The sequence below is a fragment of the Gymnodinialimonas sp. JB5-7 genome (assembly GCF_055693405.1).
Window position 1 is genome coordinate 489,168 of sequence record NZ_JBVFUX010000012.1, and the last position, 25,873, is coordinate 515,040.

At 61.4% G+C, this 25,873-nt stretch carries 31 protein-coding genes, 4 pseudogenes and 1 riboswitch; of the genes and pseudogenes, 9 read left to right on the top strand and 26 right to left on the bottom strand.

Features of this window, described 5'->3' with window-relative positions:
- Positions 1–78 precede the first annotated feature (78 nt).
- The 5 genes from ACZ1HK_RS10280 to ACZ1HK_RS10300 form a co-directional block, all read right to left on the bottom strand.
- On the bottom strand, positions 79–804 hold the full coding sequence (locus ACZ1HK_RS10280; RefSeq protein WP_472628638.1) for a M20/M25/M40 family metallo-hydrolase: 726 nt from the start codon (positions 802–804) through the stop codon (positions 79–81).
- Positions 776–1,384 (bottom strand): M20/M25/M40 family metallo-hydrolase, encoded by a 609-nt coding sequence (locus ACZ1HK_RS10285; RefSeq protein ID WP_472628639.1) that lies wholly within the window; start codon positions 1,382–1,384, stop codon positions 776–778. Before ACZ1HK_RS10285 ends, ACZ1HK_RS10280 begins: the two co-directional genes overlap by 29 nt.
- Before the next feature lie 257 nt (positions 1,385–1,641).
- Complete coding sequence (locus ACZ1HK_RS10290; RefSeq protein ID WP_472628640.1) at positions 1,642–1,863, bottom strand: hypothetical protein; 222 nt, start codon at positions 1,861–1,863, stop codon at positions 1,642–1,644.
- Complete coding sequence (locus tag ACZ1HK_RS10295; protein ID WP_472628641.1) at positions 1,820–2,161, bottom strand: hypothetical protein; 342 nt, start codon at positions 2,159–2,161, stop codon at positions 1,820–1,822. The genes ACZ1HK_RS10290 and ACZ1HK_RS10295 overlap by 44 nt, the downstream gene beginning before the upstream one ends.
- Positions 2,121–2,672, bottom strand: a complete 552-nt coding sequence (locus ACZ1HK_RS10300; protein ID WP_472628642.1) for an alpha/beta hydrolase family protein — start codon at positions 2,670–2,672, stop codon at positions 2,121–2,123. The genes ACZ1HK_RS10295 and ACZ1HK_RS10300 overlap by 41 nt, the downstream gene beginning before the upstream one ends.
- Before the next feature lie 158 nt (positions 2,673–2,830).
- On the opposite strand from ACZ1HK_RS10300, the gene ACZ1HK_RS10305 reads away from it, so the two are divergent.
- Positions 2,831–3,844, top strand: a complete 1,014-nt coding sequence (locus ACZ1HK_RS10305; RefSeq protein ID WP_472628643.1) for a helix-turn-helix domain-containing protein — start codon at positions 2,831–2,833, stop codon at positions 3,842–3,844.
- 9 nt (positions 3,845–3,853) lie between these two features.
- Here ACZ1HK_RS10305 and ACZ1HK_RS10310 read toward each other — a convergent pair whose 3' ends face one another.
- The gene (locus ACZ1HK_RS10310) at positions 3,854–4,501 is read right to left on the bottom strand and encodes an MBL fold metallo-hydrolase (protein ID WP_472628644.1); all 648 of its coding nucleotides are present in this window, start codon (positions 4,499–4,501) and stop codon (positions 3,854–3,856) included.
- 289 nt (positions 4,502–4,790) lie between these two features.
- Between ACZ1HK_RS10310 and ACZ1HK_RS10315 the strand changes: the two genes are divergently transcribed.
- Entirely contained in the window at positions 4,791–5,342 is a 552-nt protein-coding gene (locus ACZ1HK_RS10315) for a hypothetical protein (RefSeq protein WP_472628645.1), read from the top strand.
- Between the two features lie 935 nt (positions 5,343–6,277).
- Positions 6,278–7,826, top strand: a pseudogene (locus ACZ1HK_RS10320) (putative bifunctional diguanylate cyclase/phosphodiesterase).
- Positions 7,827–7,836: 10 nt separating this feature from the next.
- Here the strand turns inward: ACZ1HK_RS10320 and ACZ1HK_RS10325 are convergent.
- From ACZ1HK_RS10325 to rpsA, 5 genes and pseudogenes are all read right to left on the bottom strand, one after another.
- Complete coding sequence (locus ACZ1HK_RS10325; protein ID WP_472628646.1) at positions 7,837–8,376, bottom strand: DUF3179 domain-containing (seleno)protein; 540 nt, start codon at positions 8,374–8,376, stop codon at positions 7,837–7,839.
- Between the two features lie 28 nt (positions 8,377–8,404).
- On the bottom strand, positions 8,405–9,202 hold the full coding sequence (locus ACZ1HK_RS10330; RefSeq protein WP_472628647.1) for a DUF3179 domain-containing (seleno)protein: 798 nt from the start codon (positions 9,200–9,202) through the stop codon (positions 8,405–8,407).
- 141 nt (positions 9,203–9,343) lie between these two features.
- Positions 9,344–9,559, bottom strand: a complete 216-nt coding sequence (locus ACZ1HK_RS10335) for a helix-turn-helix transcriptional regulator (RefSeq protein WP_472628648.1) — start codon at positions 9,557–9,559, stop codon at positions 9,344–9,346.
- A complete protein-coding gene (locus tag ACZ1HK_RS10340; protein WP_472628649.1) occupies positions 9,560–9,979 on the bottom strand; it encodes a hypothetical protein in 420 nt (139 codons plus the stop codon).
- Positions 9,980–10,193: 214 nt separating this feature from the next.
- Positions 10,194–11,859, bottom strand: a pseudogene (gene rpsA, locus ACZ1HK_RS10345) (30S ribosomal protein S1).
- A gap of 320 nt (positions 11,860–12,179) precedes the next feature.
- Here rpsA and ACZ1HK_RS10350 point away from each other — a divergent pair.
- Positions 12,180–12,398, top strand: coding sequence for a hypothetical protein (locus tag ACZ1HK_RS10350; protein WP_472628650.1), 219 nt, complete (start codon positions 12,180–12,182; stop codon positions 12,396–12,398).
- Here the strand turns inward: ACZ1HK_RS10350 and ACZ1HK_RS10355 are convergent.
- The 8 genes from ACZ1HK_RS10355 to ACZ1HK_RS10390 form a co-directional block, all read right to left on the bottom strand.
- The gene (locus ACZ1HK_RS10355) at positions 12,395–12,706 is read right to left on the bottom strand and encodes a hypothetical protein (protein ID WP_472628651.1); all 312 of its coding nucleotides are present in this window, start codon (positions 12,704–12,706) and stop codon (positions 12,395–12,397) included. The two genes, ACZ1HK_RS10350 and ACZ1HK_RS10355, sit on opposite strands and share 4 nt — an antisense overlap.
- Positions 12,697–13,053, bottom strand: coding sequence for a P-loop NTPase fold protein (locus tag ACZ1HK_RS10360; protein WP_472628652.1), 357 nt, complete (start codon positions 13,051–13,053; stop codon positions 12,697–12,699). Before ACZ1HK_RS10360 ends, ACZ1HK_RS10355 begins: the two co-directional genes overlap by 10 nt.
- On the bottom strand, positions 13,017–13,391 hold the full coding sequence (locus ACZ1HK_RS10365; protein WP_472628653.1) for a hypothetical protein: 375 nt from the start codon (positions 13,389–13,391) through the stop codon (positions 13,017–13,019). Before ACZ1HK_RS10365 ends, ACZ1HK_RS10360 begins: the two co-directional genes overlap by 37 nt.
- Before the next feature lie 87 nt (positions 13,392–13,478).
- Positions 13,479–13,688 (bottom strand): hypothetical protein, encoded by a 210-nt coding sequence (locus ACZ1HK_RS10370; protein ID WP_472628654.1) that lies wholly within the window; start codon positions 13,686–13,688, stop codon positions 13,479–13,481.
- A gap of 97 nt (positions 13,689–13,785) precedes the next feature.
- On the bottom strand, positions 13,786–14,298 hold the full coding sequence (locus tag ACZ1HK_RS10375) for a type III secretion system chaperone family protein (RefSeq protein ID WP_472628655.1): 513 nt from the start codon (positions 14,296–14,298) through the stop codon (positions 13,786–13,788).
- A 103-nt stretch (positions 14,299–14,401) separates the two neighbouring features.
- Complete coding sequence (gene cmk, locus ACZ1HK_RS10380; RefSeq protein ID WP_472628656.1) at positions 14,402–15,016, bottom strand: (d)CMP kinase; 615 nt, start codon at positions 15,014–15,016, stop codon at positions 14,402–14,404.
- Positions 15,017–15,541: 525 nt separating this feature from the next.
- A complete protein-coding gene (locus ACZ1HK_RS10385; RefSeq protein ID WP_472628657.1) occupies positions 15,542–15,952 on the bottom strand; it encodes a GFA family protein in 411 nt (136 codons plus the stop codon).
- Between the two features lie 54 nt (positions 15,953–16,006).
- Positions 16,007–16,357 (bottom strand): metalloregulator ArsR/SmtB family transcription factor, encoded by a 351-nt coding sequence (locus ACZ1HK_RS10390; protein ID WP_472628658.1) that lies wholly within the window; start codon positions 16,355–16,357, stop codon positions 16,007–16,009.
- Positions 16,358–16,444: 87 nt separating this feature from the next.
- On the opposite strand from ACZ1HK_RS10390, the gene ACZ1HK_RS10395 reads away from it, so the two are divergent.
- The 5 genes from ACZ1HK_RS10395 to ACZ1HK_RS10415 all read left to right on the top strand — a co-directional run bounded on the left by ACZ1HK_RS10395 (position 16,445) and on the right by ACZ1HK_RS10415 (position 19,535).
- A complete protein-coding gene (locus tag ACZ1HK_RS10395; RefSeq protein ID WP_472628659.1) occupies positions 16,445–17,338 on the top strand; it encodes an acyl-CoA desaturase in 894 nt (297 codons plus the stop codon).
- Positions 17,335–17,796, top strand: coding sequence for a hypothetical protein (locus ACZ1HK_RS10400; RefSeq protein WP_472628660.1), 462 nt, complete (start codon positions 17,335–17,337; stop codon positions 17,794–17,796). The genes ACZ1HK_RS10395 and ACZ1HK_RS10400 overlap by 4 nt, the downstream gene beginning before the upstream one ends.
- A 218-nt stretch (positions 17,797–18,014) precedes the next feature.
- Positions 18,015–18,281, top strand: a complete 267-nt coding sequence (locus ACZ1HK_RS10405) for a hypothetical protein (RefSeq protein ID WP_472628661.1) — start codon at positions 18,015–18,017, stop codon at positions 18,279–18,281.
- A gap of 490 nt (positions 18,282–18,771) precedes the next feature.
- Positions 18,772–19,074, top strand: coding sequence for a hypothetical protein (locus tag ACZ1HK_RS10410; protein ID WP_472628662.1), 303 nt, complete (start codon positions 18,772–18,774; stop codon positions 19,072–19,074).
- 155 nt (positions 19,075–19,229) lie between these two features.
- Entirely contained in the window at positions 19,230–19,535 is a 306-nt protein-coding gene (locus ACZ1HK_RS10415) for a hypothetical protein (RefSeq protein ID WP_472628663.1), read from the top strand.
- Here the strand turns inward: ACZ1HK_RS10415 and aroA are convergent.
- The 7 genes and pseudogenes from aroA to ACZ1HK_RS10450 all read right to left on the bottom strand — a co-directional run bounded on the left by aroA (position 19,532) and on the right by ACZ1HK_RS10450 (position 25,867).
- Positions 19,532–20,887, bottom strand: a pseudogene (aroA, locus tag ACZ1HK_RS10420) (3-phosphoshikimate 1-carboxyvinyltransferase). The gene ACZ1HK_RS10415 and the pseudogene aroA sit on opposite strands and share 4 nt — an antisense overlap.
- 96 nt (positions 20,888–20,983) lie before the next feature.
- The gene (gene trmB / locus ACZ1HK_RS10425; protein ID WP_472628664.1) at positions 20,984–21,676 is read right to left on the bottom strand and encodes a tRNA (guanosine(46)-N7)-methyltransferase TrmB; all 693 of its coding nucleotides are present in this window, start codon (positions 21,674–21,676) and stop codon (positions 20,984–20,986) included.
- A gap of 31 nt (positions 21,677–21,707) precedes the next feature.
- Positions 21,708–22,184: an ABZJ_00895 family protein gene (locus ACZ1HK_RS10430; RefSeq protein WP_472628665.1), complete on the bottom strand. Its 477-nt coding sequence runs from the start codon at positions 22,182–22,184 to the stop codon at positions 21,708–21,710.
- A gap of 4 nt (positions 22,185–22,188) precedes the next feature.
- Positions 22,189–23,372 (bottom strand): annotated as a pseudogene (metK, locus tag ACZ1HK_RS10435) (methionine adenosyltransferase).
- A 6-nt stretch (positions 23,373–23,378) separates the two neighbouring features.
- Positions 23,379–23,427: riboswitch (SAM-SAH riboswitch) on the bottom strand.
- Complete coding sequence (gene lnt / locus ACZ1HK_RS10440; RefSeq protein ID WP_472628666.1) at positions 23,405–24,043, bottom strand: apolipoprotein N-acyltransferase; 639 nt, start codon at positions 24,041–24,043, stop codon at positions 23,405–23,407. (Overlaps the previous riboswitch by 23 nt.)
- A gap of 394 nt (positions 24,044–24,437) precedes the next feature.
- The gene (locus tag ACZ1HK_RS10445; RefSeq protein ID WP_472628667.1) at positions 24,438–24,962 is read right to left on the bottom strand and encodes a hypothetical protein; all 525 of its coding nucleotides are present in this window, start codon (positions 24,960–24,962) and stop codon (positions 24,438–24,440) included.
- Entirely contained in the window at positions 24,959–25,867 is a 909-nt protein-coding gene (locus ACZ1HK_RS10450) for a hemolysin family protein (protein WP_472628668.1), read from the bottom strand. The genes ACZ1HK_RS10445 and ACZ1HK_RS10450 overlap by 4 nt, the downstream gene beginning before the upstream one ends.
- Positions 25,868–25,873: the final 6 nt, after the last annotated feature.

Below are 25,873 nucleotides of genomic sequence, written 5' to 3' on the forward strand. Positions count from 1 at the left end.
AGAGAGATGGCGATCCCGTTACAGCTCAAAGTTATCCACAGATTTCCGTCAGCTCCGGGCCAATGGCCCCGCGTCCGATCACAAGCCGCGCAGCAGCAGCTCGTAATATTGCACCGCCAGCCCAAGGTTCTCGACCGAGATCCGCTCATCCGGCGCATGCAACAGCCCCACATCCTCCCCGGTCGCCACGAACGGCAAGAACCGGTAGCTGTGATCGGTCAGCACCGCGTAATGCGACGAATCCGTTCCCGCGACGGTCAGGCCCGGAACGACCACCACATCGCCGAACACCTGCCGCGCCGTATCGGCCAGATGGGCGAAGACCGGCCCCTCATGGTGGGCAACGGGGCTCGCCACCCGCGCGGACAGAGTTTCGACCTCAAAGCCCTCGTCGGGCAAAAGCCCCTCGATATGGGCCAGAACCATCTCCGGCGTGTCGCGCGGATGCAGGCGGAAGTTGACGACGACACTGGCCTCCGTCGGCAGCACATTCTCTGTCTCTGACCCCGAAAGCATCGTGGGCGCGGTTGTCGTCCTCAGGATCGCGTTGGTTGTGTTGGTGCCCGACAAGACGCCCTCGATCAACGGCGCGAACAGCCATTGGTTGGCAAACAGCATCCGTTCCACAAAGCTCATATGCGGCCCGAGCGTGTCGAACATATCACCCGTCACGCCATCCAAACCGCCGGGCACCTGATTGGCCTGCAAGGCGCTGATCACTTCGGCCAGCTGCGCAATCGCATTGTCGTTCTGCGGCATGGAGCTGTGGCCGCCATCAGCCGTCGCCGTGATGCGGACGGTCATATAGCCCTTCTCGGCCACGATTGATCATGGCGATGTCGCTGGAAATCCCGCTCAACATATCGCGCAGCACGAAGGAGCCTTCGTCGAGCGTCCAGTCGATCTCGATACCTTCGTCCAGCATGTATTGCGCCACCGCCGCCGCGCCACCCTGCCCGCCGATTTCCTCGTCCTGCGTCAGGGCAATGTAGATGTCCTGCTGCGGCGCGAATCCACTTGCCACGACACGGTCAACCGCATGCAGCAAGGCCACCAAACCGCCCTTCATGTCCATGGCGCCTCGGCCCCAGACATAGCCATCGGCAATCTCGCCGGCCCAGGGGTCGCGTGACCAATCGCCCTCGATCGGGACCACGTCGTAGTGCCCGCTGATCAGGATCGCACCTGCATCCGGATCGCCGCCTTCCCAGTGGTAGATCGGGGTGAACCCGCTCACCAATGTGCGGTCCATGGCCTCCTCGATATGGGGAAAGGTCGTGCCAACCCAGTCAAGGAACGCCCCATAATCGTCTGGCCGATCCGGCGCGCCCAACGGGTGAGAGATCGTCTGGAACTGGATCGCCTGGCTCACCTGCTCGGCCACGCGCAAGCGGATCCACGTCCGGCACCTCTATTGCCGCAACCTCCACCGACTCCGGGGACATCCGGAAGGTGTTCACCAGCAAGACCGCGACAAGGGCCACGATGGCCAGACCAACCCATTTCAAAACGCGCAGCATGAATGCCCCTCCCGGATGCGGACCATGCCAGCAGCCTAAGCGTCAGGGGGCAAGGCGGGAACTGTGACGCAGGGTCAAAGGGGCACGGCGACCGGCCATGCCCCTCTGGTGCTTTCTTGGATCAGCCGCCAGACTGCGCATCAAAGAAGGCAATCACCTCGGACGCGATCATCGCGTGATCGACCGCACGGTCCGCGCCACCATTCTCGCACACCATCACATCTTCGGGGTTTTCCTCCGTCAGGATGCCAATCGCCTGTTCGGTGCAAAGCCCCAGGAAATCGAAATGCGCCAGCCCCTCAGGCTCGATATACCGAAACCCGTCCGGCAAGCGGGCGACCAAGGCACGGCTTTCCACATCCAGATCGATCCCCGAATTTGCGATGGGTGCACCGAATCACGATCAAGGGCGTCTCGATCCCGGCAAGGCTCTCGTCCGAGAAGGTCTGCGTGCCCCCCAGATCAAAAACCGCGACACCGGCCAACCTTGGGTCAGACCAATCCTGCGCGATGACCGCGCGATCGGCCTCAGCCATACCCACCTGCCACATCTGAAAGATGCCGCAGACCAGATCATCGGGGTTTGCGGCGCAAAAGCCGTCAATCCGGGCGGTATCGTATTGGCCACCGGCCAGCATCATCAGCCGTCCATCCGCCAAGCGAATGGCCCGCCATGAAGATCCGGTCTTCGTCGATCTCGACCGCGTCCATCGCCAGCACGTGGTCGATGGTCCGGCTGATGTCATGGGGTCGCTCCCACAGCTCCCGCGCATCGTCGGGGTCGCGCTGGAACGTGCTGGTGCCGGGGTGATCGATCGCCGCCACAACATAGCCCGCCGCCGTCAGCTCAGCCGCCAGCCAGGCCTGATTGCGCGCATTGCCGAACATGCCGTGGGACAAGACGACAAGCGGGCGCGCACCCCCGGCAGGCTCCGCATCCGGCAATGACGCGAATAGCCTCCCACACAGCATTGCCATGGGCGCGCAGGGCTTGCCCCTCCGCTTCCGTCGGATACCAAAGCGAACCCGTCCAAGGGACGCGCTCCATCGGGCACATTCATTTGCATCAGGCCAGTATTGTAGTCCTGCGCCATCGCCACGGACGCGGACGAGCCCCATAAAGGCGGCCAGGATTGGTGTTTTGATCTGCATTGGTCTATCTCCTCAAACCGAGCTAGTGATGACCCAGACATTTCCCGCAAACCCCAATAAAACAACGGGTTGAGGGGCAGATCCCTGTCCTTGATCGTGATGCGGGACACGATCTGCAGCGATCGAGGACAGCGCACACGCGAAGAAGGACAGACAAGATGATGCAGGCCCTGCCCCTTCCGATCTTCACGTTCGTGCTGAGCGGTGTGGCCTGCGTGATGTTCTGGCGGCTGGATGTCGGCAATCGCCTGGCACGTACCTTCTTCACGCTGGTCTTCGTCCTGATCGCCGCAGGTACCTTGCTGACCGGTCTGCGCTTTGGCTACGGGATGCAGCACCTCGCCCCCATCCAGCGCGTGATCCCGCTGTTCGTCGGGCCGCTGATCTACCTCGGCTTTCGCACCTACACCTGCACGCCGGCCGCCTTGCGCCTCCCGATCATGGCCCATATCGGCGCCTGGCTGGCGGTGGCCATTCTTCCGCAAGCGATCCCGGAGTTTCGTGGCGCCTACGATATCGCCATCGGCGCAAGCTACCTGATCTACGCAGCACTCCTGTTCCAGATGTACCGGCGCGGGCCGGACGCGCTGCGCTTTGCGCCGCTGCACCTGACCCGGGGCCTTCGCATCTGGATGCTCGTCTCTGCCGGCATGCTGCTGTTGATGCTGGCGTTCGACACCGCCATCGCGGTCAGCTTCGCAACAGGGCAGACGGAAAATGCCCTGACCCTCATTTCCGTGGGCTCCGTTGTCTCTGCCATCAGCCTGATCGCGGCCATCATGGCCTTCTCCGGCCGGCCAGCGCCCGCAAGCGCGCCACAGGGCAAGCGCCCAACGTCCGAGGCCGAGACAGTGGAACAAGCCGCACGCGCACTTTTGACCGAGACCCGGCTTTACCTCGAAACAGATCTCACACTCGACCGCCTCGCCCGCCGCCTGACATTGCCGACCCGAACGGTGTCCGAGGCCATCAACCAGACGCAAGGCATGAATGTCTCGCAATACGTCAACGGCTTCCGCCTCGCCCATGCCGCGCGCCTGTTGCGCGAAACAAATGATCCCGTCACTCAAGTGATGGAAGCCTCAGGCTTTCTCACCCGGTCCAATTTCTATCGTGAATTCGAACGGGTCTATGCGCAGTCCCCATCGGCCTATCGCAAAACCGCGCCCTAGGCGCGCCGTTCAGTCGGCTTCCCACCGAAACGCGTCCCCATCCGCCCGAACCCGACCGGTCGAGGGCAGCAGGAAATGCGTGCCCAGAACCTTGGCACCACTCTCCGCGACCGTCTCAAGCAGATGCCGCCGCGCGGCAACCGCCGCCTCCTTGTCGGCGTCATAGACGAAATGCCAGTCCGGATAGGCGCATTGCGGCGTGCAGTGGATCGCATCGCCAGTGATCACGGCCTCCGCCCCGCCCGACGCGACCCTGACAGAGACATGGCCCGGCGTATGCCCGGGCGTCGCAATGAGTGAGACCGCCTCGCCAATCCTGTAATCCGGGCCGACCTCTTCGACCTGCCCCGCCTCAACCACCGGCAAAACGCTCTCGCGGTATTGATCCGGCCCAACCTCCTCCAGAAACGGCAGGTCCGATCCCGGCATCAGATACGTGGCATTGGGAAAGGTCGGCACCCACCGCCCATCGACCAGCTGCGTGTTCCAGCCCACATGGTCGGTGTGCAGATGCGTGCACATCACATAATCCACATCCCCCGGCGCCGTGCCCGACGCCTCGAAGCGCGGCCATGAACCGACCCGTGTCGCGCATGTTCCAATCGGGGAAATTGTTGGTCTTGTGATTGCCCACACAGGCATCGACCAACACCACATGGGTCGGCGTCTTCAGCAGAAACCCCTGGACCGGCAAGATCACCTTGCCCGCGGCATCCACCTGCCCCGGCGCCATCTCGTTCATGATCCGCGCCACGTCCGGCCCCGCCGTCGGAAACAGCATCTCCGCCTCGCGAAACGGGCCGTTCATCTCAAGGATGCGCCACACTTCGACATCACCGATTTTGCACAGCATCGCCTTACCCTCCGTTGCCGCTTGGCCCCACCCTAGCGCGCAATCTTCGCCTCGTCCCGTGACATCTGCCGCCACCGCGCGCAGGCTGCGCGGATGGAGTTGTTCGACGGAGAAGACGGCCTTTTCAAAGCCGCACTGGAAGGCTGCCGCACCTATGGCGAGTACGGCCTGGGCGCCTCAACCCTTTGGGTGGACGCCCGGACTGAGGCCACCATCATCGGGGTCGAAACGGACCGCGCCTGGGTCGAACAGACCCAAGCCGCCCTCACCCGCCCCACAGTCCATGACCTGCGCCATATCGATGTCGGCCCCGTCGCCAAATGGGGCAAGCCGCGCACCTATCGAAAACGCCACAACTTCATCCACTATATCGAAGGACCGTGGTCCAGCCTCGCCAAACCCGAGGTGGTGCTGATCGACGGACGCTTCCGCGTGGCCTGTTTCCTGACCAGCCTGCGCATCGCCGATCCGGGCACGGCGATCATCTTCGACGACTATATGGGCCGGAAAACCTACCACATCGTGGAGGAATTCCTGCGGCCCGAGGCGACGAACACCCGCCAGGCCGTCTTCATCGTGCCAAAAGCACGCAACAAGGCAGCGATCGAACGGATGCGCGACCAATTCCTCATGGTCATGGACTAATCCGCCCCACCGGGCCGGCGCGAAATCCCTAAAAGGCTTCATTTCAGGTAAGGCGCATCTTTACCTGTGGACGCTAGGCGTTGGGGAACGTGAACGTAGTCCCGAGTCCTTGTGTCCATGCCCAATGCCCCAAAGCTCCGGTTACGGAACCTGATCGATCTGTTCCGTTTCGCGCCCTACCGCGCAGATCAGTTCCCCCTGATGCCGCGAAACGGTTCCGGCGCGACTTGATTTGCGGGACGCTGGACGAAACGCAATGGCTGTTGCTGTGCAACACGATCTTCGCCCCGATGTTCGCGGTTCAGGTTCTTCCGGCCGTTGGGTGGATCCCGGTTGCCGCATGGTCGGTTGCGATGGTGGCCATGTCATGGTGGCTCTATTTCTGGACAAAGCCCCTGCACCACAGCGAAGGAACGATCGCAGACATGCGCCGCATGAAACTGCGCGCGATGATCGACGGTGCGATCTGGGCAATCGGCATGGCCTGGTTCTACCCGCTTGCGGAAGACGGCGGGAAAACCATCATCGGCATCATCGCGACAGGTGCTGTCGCCCTTGGAACCTTGGGGTATTCGCGCGCCGTGGGCCCGGGAATGATCTATCTGTCATGCACGGCCTTGGGCTGCGGGGCGTCCGCTTTGGTCACAGGCCTGACCATTGGCACGTCAACGGATATTGCCGTCGGCATCCTTTCTGTTTTCGCCTTTGCGGCCCTCACGAAATCGGTGCTCGACCGGGGGCGATCCACAATCGAAGCCTTCTCAAACCTCGAAAAACTGGCCGAAAAGACCGAGGTCGTCGAACTGCTGGTCAAGGATTATGAGGCGAAGGCAACGGAATGGCTTTGGCAGACCGACCGCGACGGCCAAATCATCATGGCCCCTGACCTGATTGTGGAGCTTTTGGGCGGCCCGGATGTGTACGATGGCACGGAAATGACCCTGCAAAGGGTCGAACGCCTCGTCAGCCCGGAATCTCAGGCCGATTTCGACCGCCTCGCGCATGCCGTACGGTCCCGAACGGAATTTCATGACATTGTTCTCGCCTTTCCCCACGGGGCGTCGGGCGATCTGCGCTGGATCGCGGTGAAAGCAAAACCACAGTTCGACAAGGCTGAGTTTCTGGGCTTCCGCGGGATTGTGGCCGATGTCACACAAGCTGTTGTGGCAGAGCGTCAGGTGCAGAAGCTGGCAGCCTACGATTCCCTTACTGATCTCTATAATCGCAACTCCGTGCAAAAGAACCTGGGCGCCCTCGACCCTGCAGCCGATCGCGCGGCTGCCTTCATGATCGACCTCGATGGCTTCAAGCAGATCAACGACAGCTACGGCCACGACATTGGCGATGCTCTACTCTGCGCCGCCGCCGACCGGATGCGCACCTTCCTCAACGGGGATGCCTGGGCCGCACGGCTGGCCGGTGATGAATTCATGATGCTGTTCCCAGATCCGGGAACCCGATCAGATGAAGACCTCTTCATGCTTGGCCAGGACGTTTGCGACCGCATGTCCGAGCCGTTCCAGATCAAGGATTTTGAACTGCAAATCTCGGCCTCCGTCGGCATCGCCCGCTTCCCCACCGACACCGAGCGCGGGAATGATCTGCTCTCCTTGTGCGACTTGGCCCTGTATGAGGCCAAGAATGGCGGGCGCGACCGGCCTTGCCTGTTCGATCCAGACATGTTGGCCCAACTCAACAAGCGCATCGCCGTGGTTGATCGCCTCAAGCTCGCCGTGCGCACCGGAAAAGTGACCCTCCACTACCAATCGCAACATCGCCTGTCCGATGGCCGCCTCATCGGGTTCGAGGCGCTGGCACGCTGGATCGACGATGACCTCGGGTTTGTCGGCCCGGACATCTTCATCCCGATTGCCGAACAGACAGGCTTGATCGTGGATCTTGGCGAACAGCTTCTGCGTCGTGCCTGTGACGATGCAAAGCGGTGGTATGATCAACTGGGCGCGGCGGCCCCCGTCGTGTCCGTCAACATCTCGCCCGTGCAATTCGCCCGCATCGACGTCGCCGGGCTCATGGGCAATTTGCTTGAGGAAACGGGCCTCCCCCAATCTGATCGAGATCGAAGTGACCGAAGGCGTCCTGATTTCAGACAAAAGCCGCGTCGCCAAAACGCTAGAGCGCTTGTCCGCAATGGGCATATCGATCGCGCTCGACGATTTTGGCACCGGATATTCCTCTCTCAGCTACCTCAAGGCTTTGCCGCTCAACCGCCTCAAGATCGACCGTTCCTTCGTGAACGACCTTGTCGATGACCCCGACAATCCAATCGTCAGCACCGTTGTTCAATTGGGCCACAACCTCGACCTCAACGTGATCGCCGAAGGGGTCGAAACAGCTGATCAAGTGGAAAAACTGGTCGCCTTGGGCTGCGATGACGGTCAGGGCTACCACTATTCGCGCCCTGTCCCCGTTCTAAAGGCGGACGCTTATGTCGCGTCACTGCATACCGCGCGCAAGGCTGGTTAGGCGCGCAGCCCTATTCGTCCGGCCACAAGGCAGTATCGGGGTGGAACTGCGACCACGCGAACCAGAAGGCTTCATGGCTGCCCAGATCCGCACCATCGGGACCAATCGCGCGCAGCCCGCCCGCCGCCTGCACGATCCGCACATCTTCGAACACAACCTCCGCCCCATCCGTCAATGCCGCCAGCGCCAGCCCGCGCGGAAACGCCACCGGACGCCCCGCGCCGGTGAACACCCCCACAACGTCCTCCTGCACCGGCAAGCGCGGGTCCACATCACCGACCGGAAAGATCGGCCCATCCGCATCGCGCGTGTTGCGGAAATCGAAATCCCGGCCCAGGGCAAGCTCTTCCACCAGGACCGTCGTCTCCGGATAGGCGTCCCGCCAAGAGGCCCAGTCGGTGGTGATCACGCTGGCCTGCTCCAGTTGCAATCCACGCTCTGCCAACGGGCCAGTCACGGCCTCCCCGGTAAAGGTGTCAAACACCGACATGGACGTGATGTCGTACATCACCTTGTTCGACCGGATCAGCAACCCGGAGGTGCGCAACACGGGTCGCTCCACCCCAATCGGCAGCTCATCAGTGAAATAGGCCTGCGCCGCACCGCACAAGCGTGCAGTAAGGAATGCCCAGATGCCGCCCGCCAAGCGTGTCGTTGACCATCTCGCGCACTTCCATGATCTGGCGCGGATAGGCGCGGGCCTCGCCGTTGATCTCGATCCCGAAGACGATGTCGTCGTCGTCCAGCCAGGTCGCTTCATCTGCCGTCTGAACCGGTGGATTGTCCGAGGCCGGGATGCACTGGCATGGCGTCGCGGTCGTGTCATACGGCCGGTCGTCAATCCGCACCCCGCCCCAGGACACGAGGTGCCAGTCGATCTCCCCTTCCACCATCAATTCCTCCAGCCCAGGCAAATAGGCGGTGAAAATATCGCGCTTATGCTCAAGGTAGCCCGGATAGGCCGGGATCTCCCAAGCCATCATATGATCTGCAAGCTCCGCGCGGGGCCGAAAGCTCTGCGGCTCCACGCCCAACAGGTCAACACTGGCCTCGGTCAGCGCCACAAAGACCTCGGGCCGCCACGTGAACCGCATCAGGTCCGTCACCAGCCACCCGACACGCGGGTCGCCAGAGGCCGCGATCGTGTCATAGGCCTCGGTGTCGATCAGATCCCACGCCGCCTGATCCCGCCCGATCTCCATGGCCCGCAGCAAGGCCGCCGTCAGGTCCGGTGACAATGGCCCCTCCGGCACCGCAGGCGGCTGGCCGAATTCTGCGATAACGTAGTCCGGCAACTCGCTCTGGGCCGACGCTGCATGGGGCGCAAGTGCCGTGAGAACAAGACCAATCGAAAGACGAAAATTTCGTGAGAACATGGCGCGCGACACCTTTGCGGGCTGGATAAGGTGCCGCACGCTAGCACCGCACCCGCTCACTCCTGCTTCACATTTGCTTCATCACCGATGCTGGCAGTCCGGGCCAGTCCGTCTCGATCAGGACGCCCTCAAACCCTTTGCCTAAGGGTCCCATCCAAAGACATCTTCGATGCCCACGCCAAATTCGCGGGCGATCCGAAACGCTCGTTCCAGACTGGGTGAATAATGCCCCTGCTCAATGGCGATAATCGTCTGCCGGCTGACCCCCACCGCCTTGGCGAGGTCCTGCTGGCTCATCTCACCATGGGCTTTGCGAAGCTCGCTCACCCGGTTTGTGATCGGCGGCTTCTGTTTCACTTACCCAATTTCCCGCCGATGCAGATAGAAAACGATCAACAGCTTCACGAGTTCAGTGATCGTGACGACGGCCAACAATCCATTGACGAATTGCAGGGGGCTCATGGGGGCAAAGGCTATCCAGGCCAACACCAGAAGACCAAGATAAAGCATCAGGGTGCCCACTCCTTCGGAAACCCTCTCGATCTTCTCCTCGCGCTCGTCCGGCAACAACGGCGCGCCCAACCGCTTCTGAAGCGTCCATGCCGCGACGAAGGCCGCGCCCATCGCAATGCCGATGATGACGGCAAGGCGCACAAACATCTCGGCCTGCCCGGTTGGCGCAAAGCCGAACAGCCCAAAAACCGTCCCGAAATGCCAGAGCATCGCAATCAGAAACCCGACTGTCACCGCGTTAGACGTCTTCAGATAGGCTGTCATATCACCCTCACATGTCAAAAATATTCGACATCTACCTAGTCCAAGATTTTTAACATGTCAAATATCTTTAACAACACAGAGCGCGGGACTGGAAAACCAATCCTCGTAACCCCTGCCACGCCCCGTTCCCCAAAGAAAAGGCCCCGCCGCAACCGGCAGGGCCTTCCTCAATTCTCGAAGCCTGAAGGCTTACTCGTCGCGCCAGCAGGCGCGCTTACTCGTCGTCGCTTTTCAGCGCGGCGCCAAGGATATCACCCAGCGATGCACCGGAGTCGGAGGAGCCGAACTGTTCCACGGCCTCTTTCTCTTCCGCGATCTCGCGCGCCTTGATCGACAGACCCAGACGGCGCGACTTGGCGTCGATGTTCGTCACGCGGACGTCCACCTTGTCGCCAACGCCGAAACGCTCAGGGCGCTGTTCCGAGCGATCCCGCGACAGGTCCGAGCGGCGGATGAAGGACTTCATGCCCTCATATTCCACTTCGATCCCGCCATCCTCGATCGCGGTGACTTCCACCGTGATGACCGAGCCGCGCTTCACGCCCTCAACCGATTCCGCAAACGGATCGCCGTCCATCGCCTTGATCGACAGGCTGATACGCTCCTTGTCGGTGTCGACCTCGGTGACAACCGCCTTCACGATATCGCCCTTGCGGTAATCGTTGATGACGTCCTCGCCACGACCTTCCCAAGTCAGGTCGGACAAGTGAACCATGCCGTCGATCTCGCCTTCGAGGCCCACGAACAGACCGAACTCGGTGATGTTCTTGACCTCGCCCTCGACCTGCGTGCCCTCCGGGTGGCTCTCGGCGAACACTTCCCACGGGTTGCGCATGGTCTGCTTGAGACCAAGCGAAACGCGACGCTTCACGGTGTCGATCTCCAGCACCATCACTTCGACTTCCTGAGAAGTGGAAACGATCTTGCCCGGATGGACGTTCTTCTTGGTCCACGACATTTCCGAGACGTGCACCAGACCTTCAACACCCGGCTCCAGCTCAACAAACGCACCGTAATCGGTGATGTTCGTCACGCGGCCCGTATGGGTGCTCTCCAGCGGGTACTTGCCGGAAACGGCATCCCAAGGATCGTCCTGCAGCCTGCTTCATGCCAAGGCTGATGCGGTGCGTGTCCTTGTTGACCTTGATGACCTGCACCTTGACCGTCTCGCCGATGGTCAGGATGTCTTTGGGGTCGTTCACACGACGCCAGGCCATGTCGGTCACGTGCAGCAGGCCGTCCACGCCACCCAGATCGACGAATGCGCCGTACTCGGTGATGTTCTTGACGACACCGTCCACCACGTCGCCTTCGTTCAGCTTGCCGATCACCTCGGCACGCTGCTCGGCGCGGGACTCTTCCAGGATCGCGCGGCGCGAGACAACGATGTTGCCACGGCGACGGTCCATCTTCAGGATCTGGAACGGCTGCTTGAGGCCCATCAACGGGCCCGCATCGCGCACGGGGCGGACATCAACCTGCGAGCCCGGAAGGAACGCAACAGCGCCACCCAGATCCACGGTGAATCCACCCTTCACGCGGCCAAAGATCGCGCCTTCGACGCGCTCTTCTGCGGCATATGCCTTTTCCAGACGATCCCAGGCGGCCTCACGGCGGGCCATCTCGTGCGACAGCACGGCCTCGCCACGGGCGTTCTCGACGTTGCGAAGGTAAACTTCGACTTCGTCACCGACCTCGATCGAGGGCGCTTCACCGGGATTTGCGAATTCTTTGAGTTCGACACGGCCTTCCATTTTGTAGCCGACGTCGATGATGGCTTGGCCCGCTTCAATCGCGATGACCTTGCCTTTGACAACAGAGCCCTCTTCGGGCGTGTCAACTTCGAAGCTTTCGTTCAGGAGGGCTTCGAATTCCTCCATGGTTGCATTTGCCATGTGGCTTTGGGTTCCTATTCGGTTTTGATCTGGCCGCGCGGTTGTCTCCGCCGGTCTTGGTTGGGTGCACACCTTTGGTGCGACAGGTTGGTCGTTGATGGCGGGGCCGGGAAAATAAAGAGGGCCGGAGAACGTCCGACCCTGCCCATCTCATGCCCACGACTTATCCGCCGAGTTGACGAGCGCGCGTATAGCTAGTGCGAATCCCAACAACGCAAGGCCCGAGGCCCGGTCCATCGCCGAACCGGCGGGATAGTACGGAGCCGTGCCAGGTGCGCAGATCAGTCGGCGGTGAATTGGCGGGTATGATCGAGCATTTCTCGGTGTTCTGGAAGGTAAAAATCCAACAAATTCTCGAAGAACCCGTGCGCATGCGCTTGTTCTCGATCAAGGCCCTCGCAATCCTCCCAAAACCTGGAATCTTTGGTAGTGGCGAACTCACTCGCTTTGCCTTTGACGAAGGAAAGGCGCGACCTGCTAATAGGGCCTGGGTCGAGCCGCTCTCCGTTCCGCCCCACCACTAACGAAAGGCTATTGGAATTCTGAGACCTGAGAAATGCTGTGAATGTGGCTCGCTGCAGCGTCTTGGTCGCCCATTTCTCAAGCGACGGAACTTTTTTGAGAAGGACAACCAAACCAACAACGGCACATCCACAGGCTTGCCCTGATGCGCCCGCACCGCCAACTCCACCCGCAACAACACCCGCTTGATCTGCCGCAGCGACAACCCACTCAGCGGCGCCAAATCCGCCGCCACCTTGGCCGCGCGCTCAACCGTAAACTCCCGCCCTTCCCCAAACGGCACCTGCGGCTCTGGCAATTTCAACGCCAAAGCCCGCGCCGCCTCACCAATCGTTCCTCTGCCGCCGGCAGCTTCAGCCGCATATCCACGAACTTGTCGAGATACGGCTCCGGTTCTGGCATTTCGTCATTCTTGTCTTTCGGCACCTTGGGATGCCACCCCACAAACCGATGCGCCGCGATGCGCTCCAGATGCTCCGAATTCACCATCAGCACGAACACATATCCGGGCCGGTCGAAGACCAGCTTCATCGCCTCCAGCAGAGTAATCGCGTAATCAGGGTGGCACCGATCCAACTCGTCGATCAGGACGACAACTCGTTTGCTCTTCTTTCGAAACGTCAGCGCCTTTCGCAAAGCGTCCAACTGCGCTGGCATCTCCTCTCGCGCGCCTGCTCCGCCTTTAACTGCGCAGCTATCGTCTCCGCCGCGAATTTGGACATTCCGTCTCCAAACCCATCGACGGCGGCCCGAAGTAGATCATTTGCCTCCGCTGCCTCCATGCTTTCGTTGACCGTTTCAAAGAGTTCATCGGCTGCCTTTCCAACAGCCGCTTTCACCACAGTCCGTCCAAGGAGAGCGCCGTATTTGATCCCCGCCTTCTTCGCTTTCGCCAGCCGGGTCTCTTCATCCTTCCCCAGCGCTCCCACCAACGCCCCGATAAACGTCACCACCGGATCGCCCGAATGGTCCGACTGCCGCGCATCGATCTCCACGACGACCTCACCAGCGTCGCGCAGCTCCTCCGCCCAGTTCTCCCGAAAGAACGTCTTGCCCGCGCCCGAACCCAGCCTCGATGGAAATCACTTTCGACTCCTCGGCACATCCGAGACTTCGACCGATTGCACCAACTTCGTGAAGGTCGTCCCGACCTCCCGAAACCCCAGAAGGTCGCCGTCCCAAATACCCGTCTGCTCTGTCACGCCCGTCGCTTTCGTGCTGCCTTGCCCGGACATCACGTTAAGCCAGACCGCCCGCGCCGCACCACGGGAAATGCGTTCAGTTGAACGCATCCGGATCCGTTCACGTGAACACATCGAAATCTGCTCAAATGAACGCACTTTGGAAATTTCTGCTCAATGAGCGCATATGCGTTCAAAGGAACGCAGTTCAAAGCTCCTCACCCAGCTCCAGAAGCTCCTCGATCAGGCCCCGCGTGTCGCCCCCGCCAAACATCACCGCGCCCGACGAATAGGTGTCGCCAAAGGTCTGCGCCAACGTCACCGTTTGCGCGATGCCAGAGATCAGCTGATCCGTCTCCAACGGCGACAGCGGATGGATGAACGTCGACCAAACCCTATTGTTTGCAATGGCATAGCGGGCATCGAGCGCTGTATCGAAGTTCGCCTGCATCAGCCGCAACAGCGCCCCGTCATCCAGACCCTCGGCCGAGGAGATCGGCACCAGAATGCGCATCCGGTCCGCGACCGGGTCCATGATCACCGTGACCGGGACATTGGCCACCGTGAACGACATCCCATTCGACTCGATCACCGCCTCCGGATCCAGCACCGTAAAGATTTCCGCCATCCGCTCCGGCGTCATCGGCGGCTCGGATTCCTGGGCTGAGAGGCCAAAAGGTAGCAATGAAATCAGAAAGATAAGAGATATGGCGCGGCGCATGTTCAGGTCTCCGGCGGCAGGTTTTGTGGCAGCAGCCTAGCCTGCACCGCGCCATCCCCCTAGACTCAATCGCCTCACCCCCGGTCACGAGACCGGCACCGGATCACGCGCCTTTTCGGGCCTCCACAGCGGCAATTGCGGCCGCCACAGCCTCATCAATGCTCAGATCACTGGTATCGAGCACGATCGCATCGTCTGCGGCCACCATCGGCGCTGTCGCGCGCTCCGCATCGCGGGCATCGCGCGCCTTCACATCGGCCAAAACCTCTGCAAAGTCAGCAACATGGCCACGGCTCGCGAACTCATCCAGGCGACGCTGTGCGCGCACCTCGGCGCTGGCCGTGACGAACAGTTTGACCTCTGCACGGGGGCAGATAACAGTGCCGATGTCCCGACCGTCCAGCACGGCACCGCCCGCGCGATTGGCGAAAGCACGTTGAAAATCAAGCAGATGCGCGCGCACCTCGGGAATGACGGCCACTTTTGACGCCGCCTGCGCCACATCTGCCGTCCGCAGCTTGTCCGGGTCGCTCAAATCCTCGGGCGTCAGCATCCGCGCCGCATCCTCCGCCCGCTCCCCGGCCAACGTACGCGCGCCCACCGCGCGATACAAAAGCCCCGTGTCCAGATGTCCAAACCCAAACCGGGCCGCAACCGCGCGCCCAATCGTTCCTTTGCCCGCCGCTGCAGGTCCGTCGATCGCAACCGTGAATCTCATAGCTTTCTGGTTCTCACATAGACGATGAGAAGTGCAATCGTGCTCAACGCCAACAGGACGCATATTTTACCTGCGTCAGATGCGTTGGAAACTCTGCACTGAATCAGTCCAGGATCAACAGCGAGGCTCGCTTCGAGCAAGGTCGTGCGACTGCTGCGTTTTCCGTCATGGTCGGCGCGACAGGTAGAATCAGTGGCAAGTAATACAAGAACTCGCCGTGAGATCCCGGATGTACGCCGCCAAAGAGGCCAGGCCATCGCAAGCAACGACCAGCGCAATGGGAAAGACCGTGTATCGAGCCGACCGCACGTCGCTGAGGTATATCGTCGCGACCCCGATCACTCAGCGTCGGCCAAAATAGCGTCGTCGCATCTGCTCAGCCGAATAGCCAAACAGCCTGCCCATCTAACGGCGATCAGGCCGCCGGCCTCAGGCACAAGCTGCGAGACCCAAAGCCACGATAATCCAGCAGTAAAGACAGCGCACGTCAACGCAAGCCAGACGCCTGCCACAGCCGCCATTCGGTCAACCGGCCACCCGCGTCGTCAGGTCGGGATCATAACCGGGCGCTTTGGGCAGATCATCGGTCAACTCGTAGTAGCCACCTTTGTCGTCGCAATAGATGTGGCCAGCCGTCTTCAAGCCAGGATCCCCGTCCAGCGTCCCTGCACAGATTGAGATATTCGCGCCACCGCCGTCCCAAAACAGGTTCGACCCACAGGTTCCGCAAAAACCCCGTTTTGCGGTGTCAGACGATACGTACCAGACCGGATCGCCCTTGATGGAGATATCGCCTCGCGCGACCGAGGTTGCCGCAACATGGTGGCCCGAAGTTTTGCGGCATTGCGTGCAATGGCAGGCGATCACGGGGCGCAATGGCCCATTGATCTGAAATTCAATCGCGCCGCAAAGGCAGGATCCGGTGATGTCGGTCATGGGATGCCCCTATCTTTGTAGGGGCAAGGTTAGCATCAAAGGCACATTGGAGTGTCACGTCACCGACGGATCAGCTTTCGGATCCGCCGCACCCGTGTTCCATCTCCTCGCGCACCTCACGCCGGATCGCGCGAGAGGGCGGACAGACCTCTTGCATGAAGGTCCACAGGTGACCCGGCAAGGTTTTCCTGCTCCATCCCGTACAAGAATGAACTGCCCTTCACGCTTCTTCCAGATCAGCCCCGCCGATTCGAGAACCGACAAATGCTTGCTGACCGCGGGCTTCGACATATCGAACCGATCGGCGATTGCACCGGCGTGCAGCGGCCTTTCCCTCAGATAAGCAAGGATTTTTCGGCGGGTGGTCGAAGAAAGGGCTTCGAAGACTTTCTCAGGGCTTGACATGTTTCACCAATTAACTCACAGGTTAAATAGAGATTTCACTTATTAGTTAAATGCTGAAGCGTGGAGGTGCAAGGGATGACTTCGAAATTGAGCAAAACAGATCGGGTAACGCCACGTCCCGACAGCTCTGCCACCCAAGGCCGTGTTGTCTGGGCCCCGGCAAAATCGCTTTGGTTCACCTCCATGGCGGCGATGGGCCTTGTTGGTGTGATATTCTTCCCGTCATGGGAAGCGGCAGGCGTGACCCTCCTCCTCATGCTGCTGACGCTTTGTCTGGGCCATTCGGTCGGCATGCACCGCTTGCTGATCAACCGCAGTTTTGAGGCGCCCATCTGGCTGGAACATATCCTGGTCTACCTCGGCACGCTGGTCGGCATGGCAGGTCCCATCGGCATGTTCCGCATCCATGAGATCCGCGATTGGCAGCAGCAACAGCCTGATTGCCACTCTTTCGCCAAGCACGATGTCGGCTTCTGGCGCGATGCACTGTGGCAGATGCACTACGAGCAGGTGCTCGATCACCCGCCAGTTCTTCACATCGAAAAGCGTGTGACAGGCGACCGCTTCTACCGCTTCCTTGAGGCGACGTGGCGCTGGCAACAGGTGCCGCTGGCGCTTGCGCTGTTCGCAAGCGGCGGCATCGGCTTTGTCCTGTGGGGCATCGGGCTGCGGGTGGCGGTGTCGTTGGCGGGCCACTGGGTCACTGTCCATTTCGCCCACACCCGCGGCGAACGCCCCTTCGTTCAGGACGACATCGCGATTGACGGGCGCAACCTGCCCGCCCTTGGCCTCGTGACCTTTGGCGAGGCCTTCCACAACAACCACCATGCTTTCCCGCGTTCGGCCCGCATGGGCCATGACGCGAGCCAGATCGACCCCGGTTGGTGGGTGATCCGCGCGCTGGCGGCCATTGGCCTTGCCTGGAACATCCGCACGCCAGACGGGGTCGAAGCCCCTGCCCTGAAAGGAGCGATCCAATGAAACTGATCGACACTGACCGCGTCTTCGCAGGCGCGCAAACCTCTGCCACGCAAGGACGCATCGTTTGGGACACCCCGAAATCACTTTGGACGCTCGCCCATATGGCAGGCGGCGCAGCGGCCCTGATCTGGTTCCCTAGCTGGGGCGGTCTTGCAGCCTTCCTTACCCTCGCAGCGATCACCTTGTGTGCCGGGCATTCGGTCGGCATGCACCGCCTTCTGATCCACCGCAGCTTCACCGCGCCCAAATGGCTGGAACGCATGCTGGTCTGGCTCGGCACCCTAGTCGGCATGGCGGGACCGTTCGGCATGATCCGCACCCATGACATGCGCGATTGGCACCAGCGGCAGGTGGAATGCCCACCGCATCCCGTCCCACGGCGCGGGTTGGCTGCGCGATGCCTGGTGGCAGATGCACTGCCGCTTTGCCCTGACGCACCCGCCGCGCTTCGAGATTGAGCCTGAGATCGCCGGCGATCCCTTTTATCGCTGGATGGAGCGCCACTGGATGGCGCAGCAGCTGATCCCCGCCGCGGTCCTGTTCGCGACTCGGCGGCATTGGGTGGGTCCTGTGGGGCATCTGCCTGCGCGTCTCAGTCTCGTTGATTGGCCATTGGGCGGTGGGGCATGCGGCCCACAAGGGCGGTCATCAGGGCTGGGAAATACGGGGACTTCCGGTGCAGGGGTATAACCTGCGCGGGCTGGGGTTCCTGACCTTCGGTGAGAGCTTTCACGGAAACCATCATGCGTTCCCGCATTCTGCTCAGCTTGGCGTGGAGGAGGGGCAGTTGGACCCGGGCTATTGGTTCATCAAGGTGCTGGAGGCTGTTGGGTTGGCGTGGGACGTGAAAGGCCCGCAGTCCGAGCCGGCGCGCGAGGGACTAATGCGTTTACCTAACCCCGCGCACGACGATGTTGGAGCTCTGATCAATGCGTTTCAGTGATGTTTTGCGCGGATGCCTCGCATCCTATGCGACCTGCGTTCTAGTTGGGGCTTTCATAGCGACGGCACGCGCCGCGCCGCCGTCAGAGGTGGTTGGGGGATTTTTCCTCGCCCTGCTGATTTTGGGGGGATATGGCCTGCTCTTCCTGGTTCCCGCGACCCTGCTGGCTTTCTTGAGCTACGGCGCGTTGAGGCTGGTCCTGAAACAGGCGTATTGGTGGCAAGCTATGCTCGTTATGTTTGCCTGGGCTTCACTGTTAATGCTGGCGCTTGAGGTGAGCCTGGCGTCCTTGCTTGCAGCAAGTGTGCTGGGAGTTGGCTTGGGCGGCGCATTCTGGATTGGGTCTGCTGGCATGCGATGGTCCGTTCCGCTTGCTGACACAGAGGTAGGGTAGGAAAAACGGTCGTGCGTAGTCTTGTTTTGATGGCAGCTCTGCTTTGGGCGGTTCCCTCCGCCGCGCAAACCCATTTCGGCTATGCGGGTGTTCTGTGTGGCCTGGAAAGCGAAGGTCGAGGATTTCGCCGCCGAAGTCGCGCCCTTCACCAACATCGCCCATGTCTGTCCGACAGGAGACATCGAGACCGACGCCATGCGCCTGTCCCGCGCATGGGAGCTTGGGATGACCCCGCTTTTCCACGTGGAGCCGTTCTTTTTCTCAGGCAATCAACGCAGGCGAACCTACGATCTGTGGACCGCCGGCCAGAGGTCTATTGCCCTAAGCGGTGTGCCACTGGAGGAGATCATCCTCTACGTCGCTGACGAGCCTATCGCTTCGGCGGTTCCGGCCGTCTGACATCTACGGTGTGTTGACCCGGATCCGTGCCGATCTTCCCGCCATACGCACCATGATCATTGATGGATATCGCGGCCCCCGCCACCCGCCTTTGATCTCCTCCAGCCTCGATTACTGGGGCTTCAACATGTACCTGCTGCGGGATCCCGCGGAGGATGCAGCAGTACAGGGACTACCTGCAGGATGTTCAAAACCTGACCCCACCTGGGGTGGAGCTTGTGTTGGTCATGGACGCAACCCACACAGCGATGCACGCCGAGGCCGGGCTCAGCCCCGAAGACATGGCGGACGTGGCGAGGAACTATGCCGCGCTTGCCGCCGAGACCGAGAATGTCGCGATGCTGTTGGCCTACGCTTGGCCAAGCGGCATTGAGTGGCAGGATGAATTGGGCGCGCGTGACCTCCCGCAGATCGTCCGCGACGCCCATGAACAGATTGGGCGTGCGATTACTGGGCGCTAGCGGGCATTCGCCAGATCCAGGCGCGCGCCGAGGTCGCGCATCAGCGGCTCGAATATTGGGAAGCTGGTCGATATTGGCCCTGCATCGTCGATTGTGATGCCCTGCTGGCTCGCAAATCCCGCGCAGAGGAAGGACATGGCGATGCGGTGATCAAGATGGGTGGCGACGGTAACGCCGCCTTTCACACCACCGGGGCCGCGGCCGTGCACGATCCACCAATCGGGGCCGTCTTCAACCTCAACACCAGCTGCGCGCAGGCCATCAGCCATCGCGGCGATCCGGTCACTTTCCTTCACACGCAGTTCCTTGACGCCGCGCATGACCGTGGCGCCCTCGGCGTTGGCCGCGACCACGGACAGGATCGGATATTCGTCAATCATCGACGCCGCGCGTTCGGGTGGTACCTCGATGCCCTTCATGTTGGGCGAGAAACGCGCGCGGAGGTCGGCGGCGGGCTCACCCCTTCGTCGCGCATATTCTCGTAGGTCAGGTCCGCGCCCATGTCGCGCAGCGTCTCGAACAGGCCCGCGCGGGTGGGGTTGAGGCCTATATTCGGCACCAACACATCCGAACCCTCGGTGATCAGCGCAGCACAAACTGGGAAAGCCGCAGAACTCGGGTCGCGGGGCACAGCGATGGATTGGGCGTTCAGCTCGGGTTGGCCTGTCAGGGTGATGACGCGACCCTCAGGCGTCACCTCGGTTGTGATCTCGGCCCCAAAGCCCGCGAGCATCCGCTCAGAATGATCGCGCGTGGCCTCAGCCTCGATCACAACTGTCTGCCCGGGCGCATTCAGTCCGGCCAACAGGACGGCGGATTTCACCTGAGCTGAGGGAACGGGTGTCGTGTAGCGCACCGGCAAAGGCTCGGCCGCGCCAACAAGGGTCATGGGCAGGCGCCCCTGCGCCCGGCCATAGGATTTCGTGCCAAACAGGGCCAGCGGATCAGTCACTCGCGCCATAGGCCGTGATCTGAGGGAGGCATCGCCCGTAAACGTCGCTGTAATCGGTGAGGTCGCCATGGCCCCCATGATCAGGCGAACGCCGGTGCCGGAGTTGCCGCAATCAAGGACGTCTTCAGGTTCTCGCAAAGCCGCCAACGCCGACCCCGTGGATATGCCACGTGCCGTCGTCATCGCGGACGACATCGGCCCCAAACGCACGCATCGCGGCGGCGGTGTCGAGCACATCCTGCCCTTCGAGAAGGCCTGTCACCTTGGTCTCTCCCACGGCCATCGCCCCCAGGATCAGGGACCGGTGCGAGATCGACTTGTCGCCGGGCACCTCCGCCACGCCTTTCAAGGCCGTCCCTTTGCGGGCTATCATGGGCTTGGGTTCACCATGTGCTGACATATGGGGCCTCTTGGCTGGCGATTGCCGGGCGGTGATAGACGGGGCGTGGACGGGCGTCCACACCCCTTGCCGTTGTGGGCGAATCCGACGGGCCTATCAGATCTTTCGAAAGGTCAGGTAGTGCGGTGTGCGGCCTTCGCGCAGTGCCTTTTGTTCGTACCGCGTGGAATACCAATCGGGCCAAGCTTCGCGCCAGTCTTCGGCACGCTCCGCCGTCCACTCAAACCCCGCGCGCGGGACCTCTTCCAGAGTCTGCCGGACGTAATCGGCAATATCGGTCGCAACGCGGAACTCCGCGCCGGGCTTCAAAGCACGGACCAGCGGTTCGAGATGCTCGGGCGTGACAAAACGTCGGCGATGGTGCCGTTTCTTGGGCCATGGATCCGGGTAAAGCAGAAAAGCCTTGGCGATGCTTGCTTCGGGCAACACATCGAACAAATCGCGGGCATCGCCGGGATGGACGCGCAGATTGTCCACGCCCGCCTGCCGGATCTTGCCCAGAAGCATCGCCACGCCGTTGATGTAAGGCTCACATCCGATGATGCCGACGTCAGGGTTCTGGGCCGCCTGATGCACCAGGTGCTCCCCACCGCCGAACCCGACCTCAAGCCAGACCTCCTTGCCGTCGAAGAGCGTCGCAAGATCCAACGACAAGCGGTCCGGGTTTGCATCCCAATCCACGGGGCCCGGCGAAAGCGCGTCGAGATCCTCGGCCAGATAGCGTTCCTGGCTGTCTTTCAGGTGCTGGCCCTTGCGACGGCCGTAGAAATTGCGGTGTGGGCGTTCCATGGCTGGCGCTTAGCGTTCCGCGACGGGGTGCTCAAGCCCCGCTGCGCTCTGCCCGTTTGATCTGGCCGCGGATCGCTGCCCAGAAAAACAGCCGGTAGACCAGCATCAGGAACACAGCGAGCAAAGCAAGGGGCAGGATCGCGATCACAACATCTCCACCAATCTCGCGCTGCAAGTCAGCAAGTGCGGCTGGATTTTGCGACAGGCGCAGGTAGACCACACCGCTCATCACCACAACGAGCAGGAGCGCGCCGATAACGGCCAACCCCCAGCCTTCCCCACCCGACATGTGACGCTGTTCATGGCGAAAGAAAGTCTGCGCCAGTTGCAGAGGTGGAAAGATCATGATCGCGATAAAGACGCCCATCGCAAACGGGCCGTTGGATAGCGTCATCGCAAGGTCTGGCGCGAATTGTGCCAACAGGTTGGAGGCGGCCCAAAGAAAGGCAAACAGTCCCACAACCGTCAGTGCAAACCGCATGACGTAGTATCCAAAGGACTTTTGCATCCCCTCAGAGCGCACCCTTGATCGCATCAACCAGATCGGTGCGTTCCCATGAGAAGCCACCATCCGCCTCAGGCGCGCGGCCGAAATGCCCGTATGCCGCCGTGCGCTGATAAATTGGCTTGTTCAGGCCAAGATGGGTGCGGATGCCACGGGGCGTGAGATCCATGACCTGGCCCAAGGCCGTCTCAATCTCGGCCTCATGGACTTGTCCGGTGCCATGCGTGTCGCAATAGATCGACAGGGGCTTGGCCACGCCGATCGCATAGCTCAGCTGGATCGTGCAGCGATGCGCAAGACCCGCCGCAACCACGTTCTTGGCCAGATAGCGCGAGGCGTAGGCCGCCGAACGGTCCACCTTGGTCGGGTCTTTCCCCGAGAAGGCGCCGCCGCCATGGGGGGCCGCGCCGCCATAGGTATCGACGATGATCTTGCGGCCCGTGAGGCCGGCGTCGCCGTCTGGCCCGCCGATGACGAACTTGCCGGTGGGGTTCACGTGCCATTCGGTTTCGGCGCTGATCCATCCATCGGGCAGCTCTTGGCGAATATAGGGTTCAACGATCGCGCGCACGTCGTCGGAAGACTGAGGCTCTCGTCAAGGTGCTGGGTGGAAAGCACGATGGACGTGACGCCGACCGGCTTGCCATCTTCATAGCGCACTGAAAGCTGAGACTTCGCGTCGGGGCCAAGGGCAGGCTCCGCCCCCGATTTGCGGACATCCGCAAGACGCTTGAGCACGGCATGAGCATAGTGAATTGGGGCGGGCATCAGCTCGGGCGTTTCATCAACGGCGTAGCCGAACATGATGCCCTGATCGCCTGCACCTTCATCCTTGTTATCCGCTGCATCGACGCCTTGCGCGATATGGGCGGATTGCTCGTGCAGAAGGTTGGTGATTTCCACGGTCTCGTGGTGGAACTTGTCCTGCTCGTACCCGATGTCGCGAATGCAATCGCGTGCGATGGCATCGATACGGCCCATATATTCCTTAAGCTTTGCCTGATCACTCAGACCAACTTCACCACCGATGACAACGCGGTTGGTTGTTGCGAAGGTCTCGGCCGCCACGCGCGCCTCGGGCTCTTCCGCCAGGAAAGCATCCAGAACGGCATCCGAGATCCGGTCGCAGACCTTGTCTGGGTGGCCTTCGGACACGGATTCCGAAGTGAAGAGGTAGTTGTTACGCGCCATGGGGAGTGCTCCATTGTCTGTTCCGTCCCACGTCAGGAAGCCGTTGTGGGATTTGCGAAGCGCTTACGCGCCTTTGCGGATGGGTTCAATGGCCCTTGCGGAAGCGCGGCCAAGCAATGCCGACGGCTGTGACAAATACGGCAAGCACAATCACCGGCAAGATGGCCCACGCGAGAAAACAGGGTCGGCGGCAATGCGGCTGGCAGTTGGGCATCAATCACGCCCGCCACATCCATGGGTAGTGCCTCGACAATCTGACCATGCGCATCGATCACAGCTGAGATGCCCGTGTTGGCCGCTCGGATAAGGGGCAGGCCCTGTTCCGCCGCGCGCAATTGCGCCAAGGCGAGGTGCTGGTACGGCATGGCGAAGCTACCGAACCAGGCGTCATTAGTGACCTGCACCATCCAGTCCGGCCGCTCGACCTGCCCAATGTAGTGGGGAAAGATCGCCTCGTAGCAGATCATGGGAAAGGCTCGACCTAGTGGACCAAGGTCCATCACGGCCGGCCCCACACCCGGACGGTATCCACCTGAAAGCTGCTGTGCCAATCCGGCAAGACCCAGATCGTCGGCAAGTTCGCGCAAAGGCATGTATTCGCCAAATGGCACGAGATGGTGTTTGTCGTAGACCTGCACGACCGCCCCATCCGCATCGAGATGCGCCAGCATATTGCGCGGCTCAATCCCGGCATATCGCTGCCCCCGATCAGAACTTCGGCGCCACCGGCGGCCTGTGCAAGCCGCGCCCGCGCGTCGTCCGAACTGCGCAGGATTGTCGGAAGGCTGGTCTCTGGCCAGATCACAAGATCGGGCTGACCCTCTGAGGCTGTCAGGTTCAGGCCGCGATCAAAGAAGACCGGGATCATGTCCGGTTCCCACTTCAGGTGCTGCGGCGCGTTGATCTGCACGACTCGGATCGTTGGCGCCAAAGGCGCGGGCAGCGGGCCTGTCCATGGGATAAGAGCAGCGGCAATGCCGGCCGCGATCGGAAAGATGAACAAGATTGGGAAGCGAGAGAGCAACAAGGTGCCGGCAAATGCTGCAATCAACACGGCAGAAAAGGTCAGCGCCAGCGGCCCCCAAAGCTGGAGAGCACAAGAACCTCGGTACTTATCAAGCCATGACCGGGCTGCGCCCACGGCAATCCACTCAACACACGACCCCGTGCGGCTTCGGCAAGCGTCAACGCACCTGCAAACACAACGGCGCGCGCGCCATTGTGCGGGCAAAGCAGCGCCGAACCTAGGCCAGCCACTGCCCAAAAGAGTGCCAAGCCACCGGCCATCAAAATGATGGCGAAAGGCGCCATCCAGCCATGGGTTGCCGCATCTACGAAAAAGGGTTGGACGATCCAGTGCATGGCCACGCCGAACCATCCCAAACCCGCGAACCAGGCCCGCCACGCAGCCGATCTTGTATCAGGTGCCGTCGCCACCAGCGCGCACACCAAGGCTAGCGCTGGAAACAGCAGCGGCCAAAGATCAAAAGGAGGAAGCGCCAGCGCGGCGAGGGCCCCGCCAAACGCCGCCGAAAGCCGTCCTTGCCACCGCCCCAATCCCTCAAGGCGCGCGCGAACGCTGTGGCTCACTCCGCCGCCTCTTTCGGCATTCGGACACGAAGACGTTTGATCCGACGCGGATCAGCGTCGATCACCTCAAACTCTACCCCGGACGGATGGGGAACAACTTCACCACGCGTCGGGACGCGCCCCGACAGCAAGAAGACAAGACCGCCGAGCGTGTCGACCTCTTCCTCTTCGGCCTCGTCCACCAGGTCCATGCCGATTTCACCCTCGAACTCGTCAAGCGGCGCGCGGGCCAACGCTAGGAACGCACCATCCTCTTCCCGCATCCAGGGCTGCGCCTCTTCAACGTCATGTTCGTCTTCGATTTCACCGATGACCTGTTCAATCAGATCTTCGATGGTCAACAAGCCGTCGACGCCGCCGTATTCATCGATGACCAACGCCATATGCGTACGCTCGGTCTGCATCTTGGTCAGCAAGACACCGATGGGCATCGACGGGGGTACGTACAGGACTGGCCGAAGTCGTTCGGACAGTGTGAAGGCCTCCTCCTCCCCGTTGAAGCCGTGCTTCAAGGCGATATCCTTCAGGTGCACAAGCCCGACCGGTTCATCCAACGTGCCATCGTAAACCGGCAGGCGGGTCAAACCGCTGTCGCGAAAGACCTGGACGAGATCGGGAAGGTCAACGTCGATCGAGACTGAGACAATCTCGGCACGCGGGATCGCCACGTCTTCCACGCGCATCTTGCGGAGGTTGGACATCGACGGAAGCGGCGGGCCAAGTTGCGCGGGCGCGGCCTGACTATCCTGTTGAAGGTCGTGATCAGGTTCAGCGGCCGCAGGTGCGGTGCCGAACAATCGGGCGAAAAAGCCCGGCCTCTGGGCCGGTGCATCGTCACTCTCCGGGGCGCGCCACGCGCCGCGGGAGACGACGGATCGGGATTTGAGCTCATGGCTCCTTTCCAAGAAACA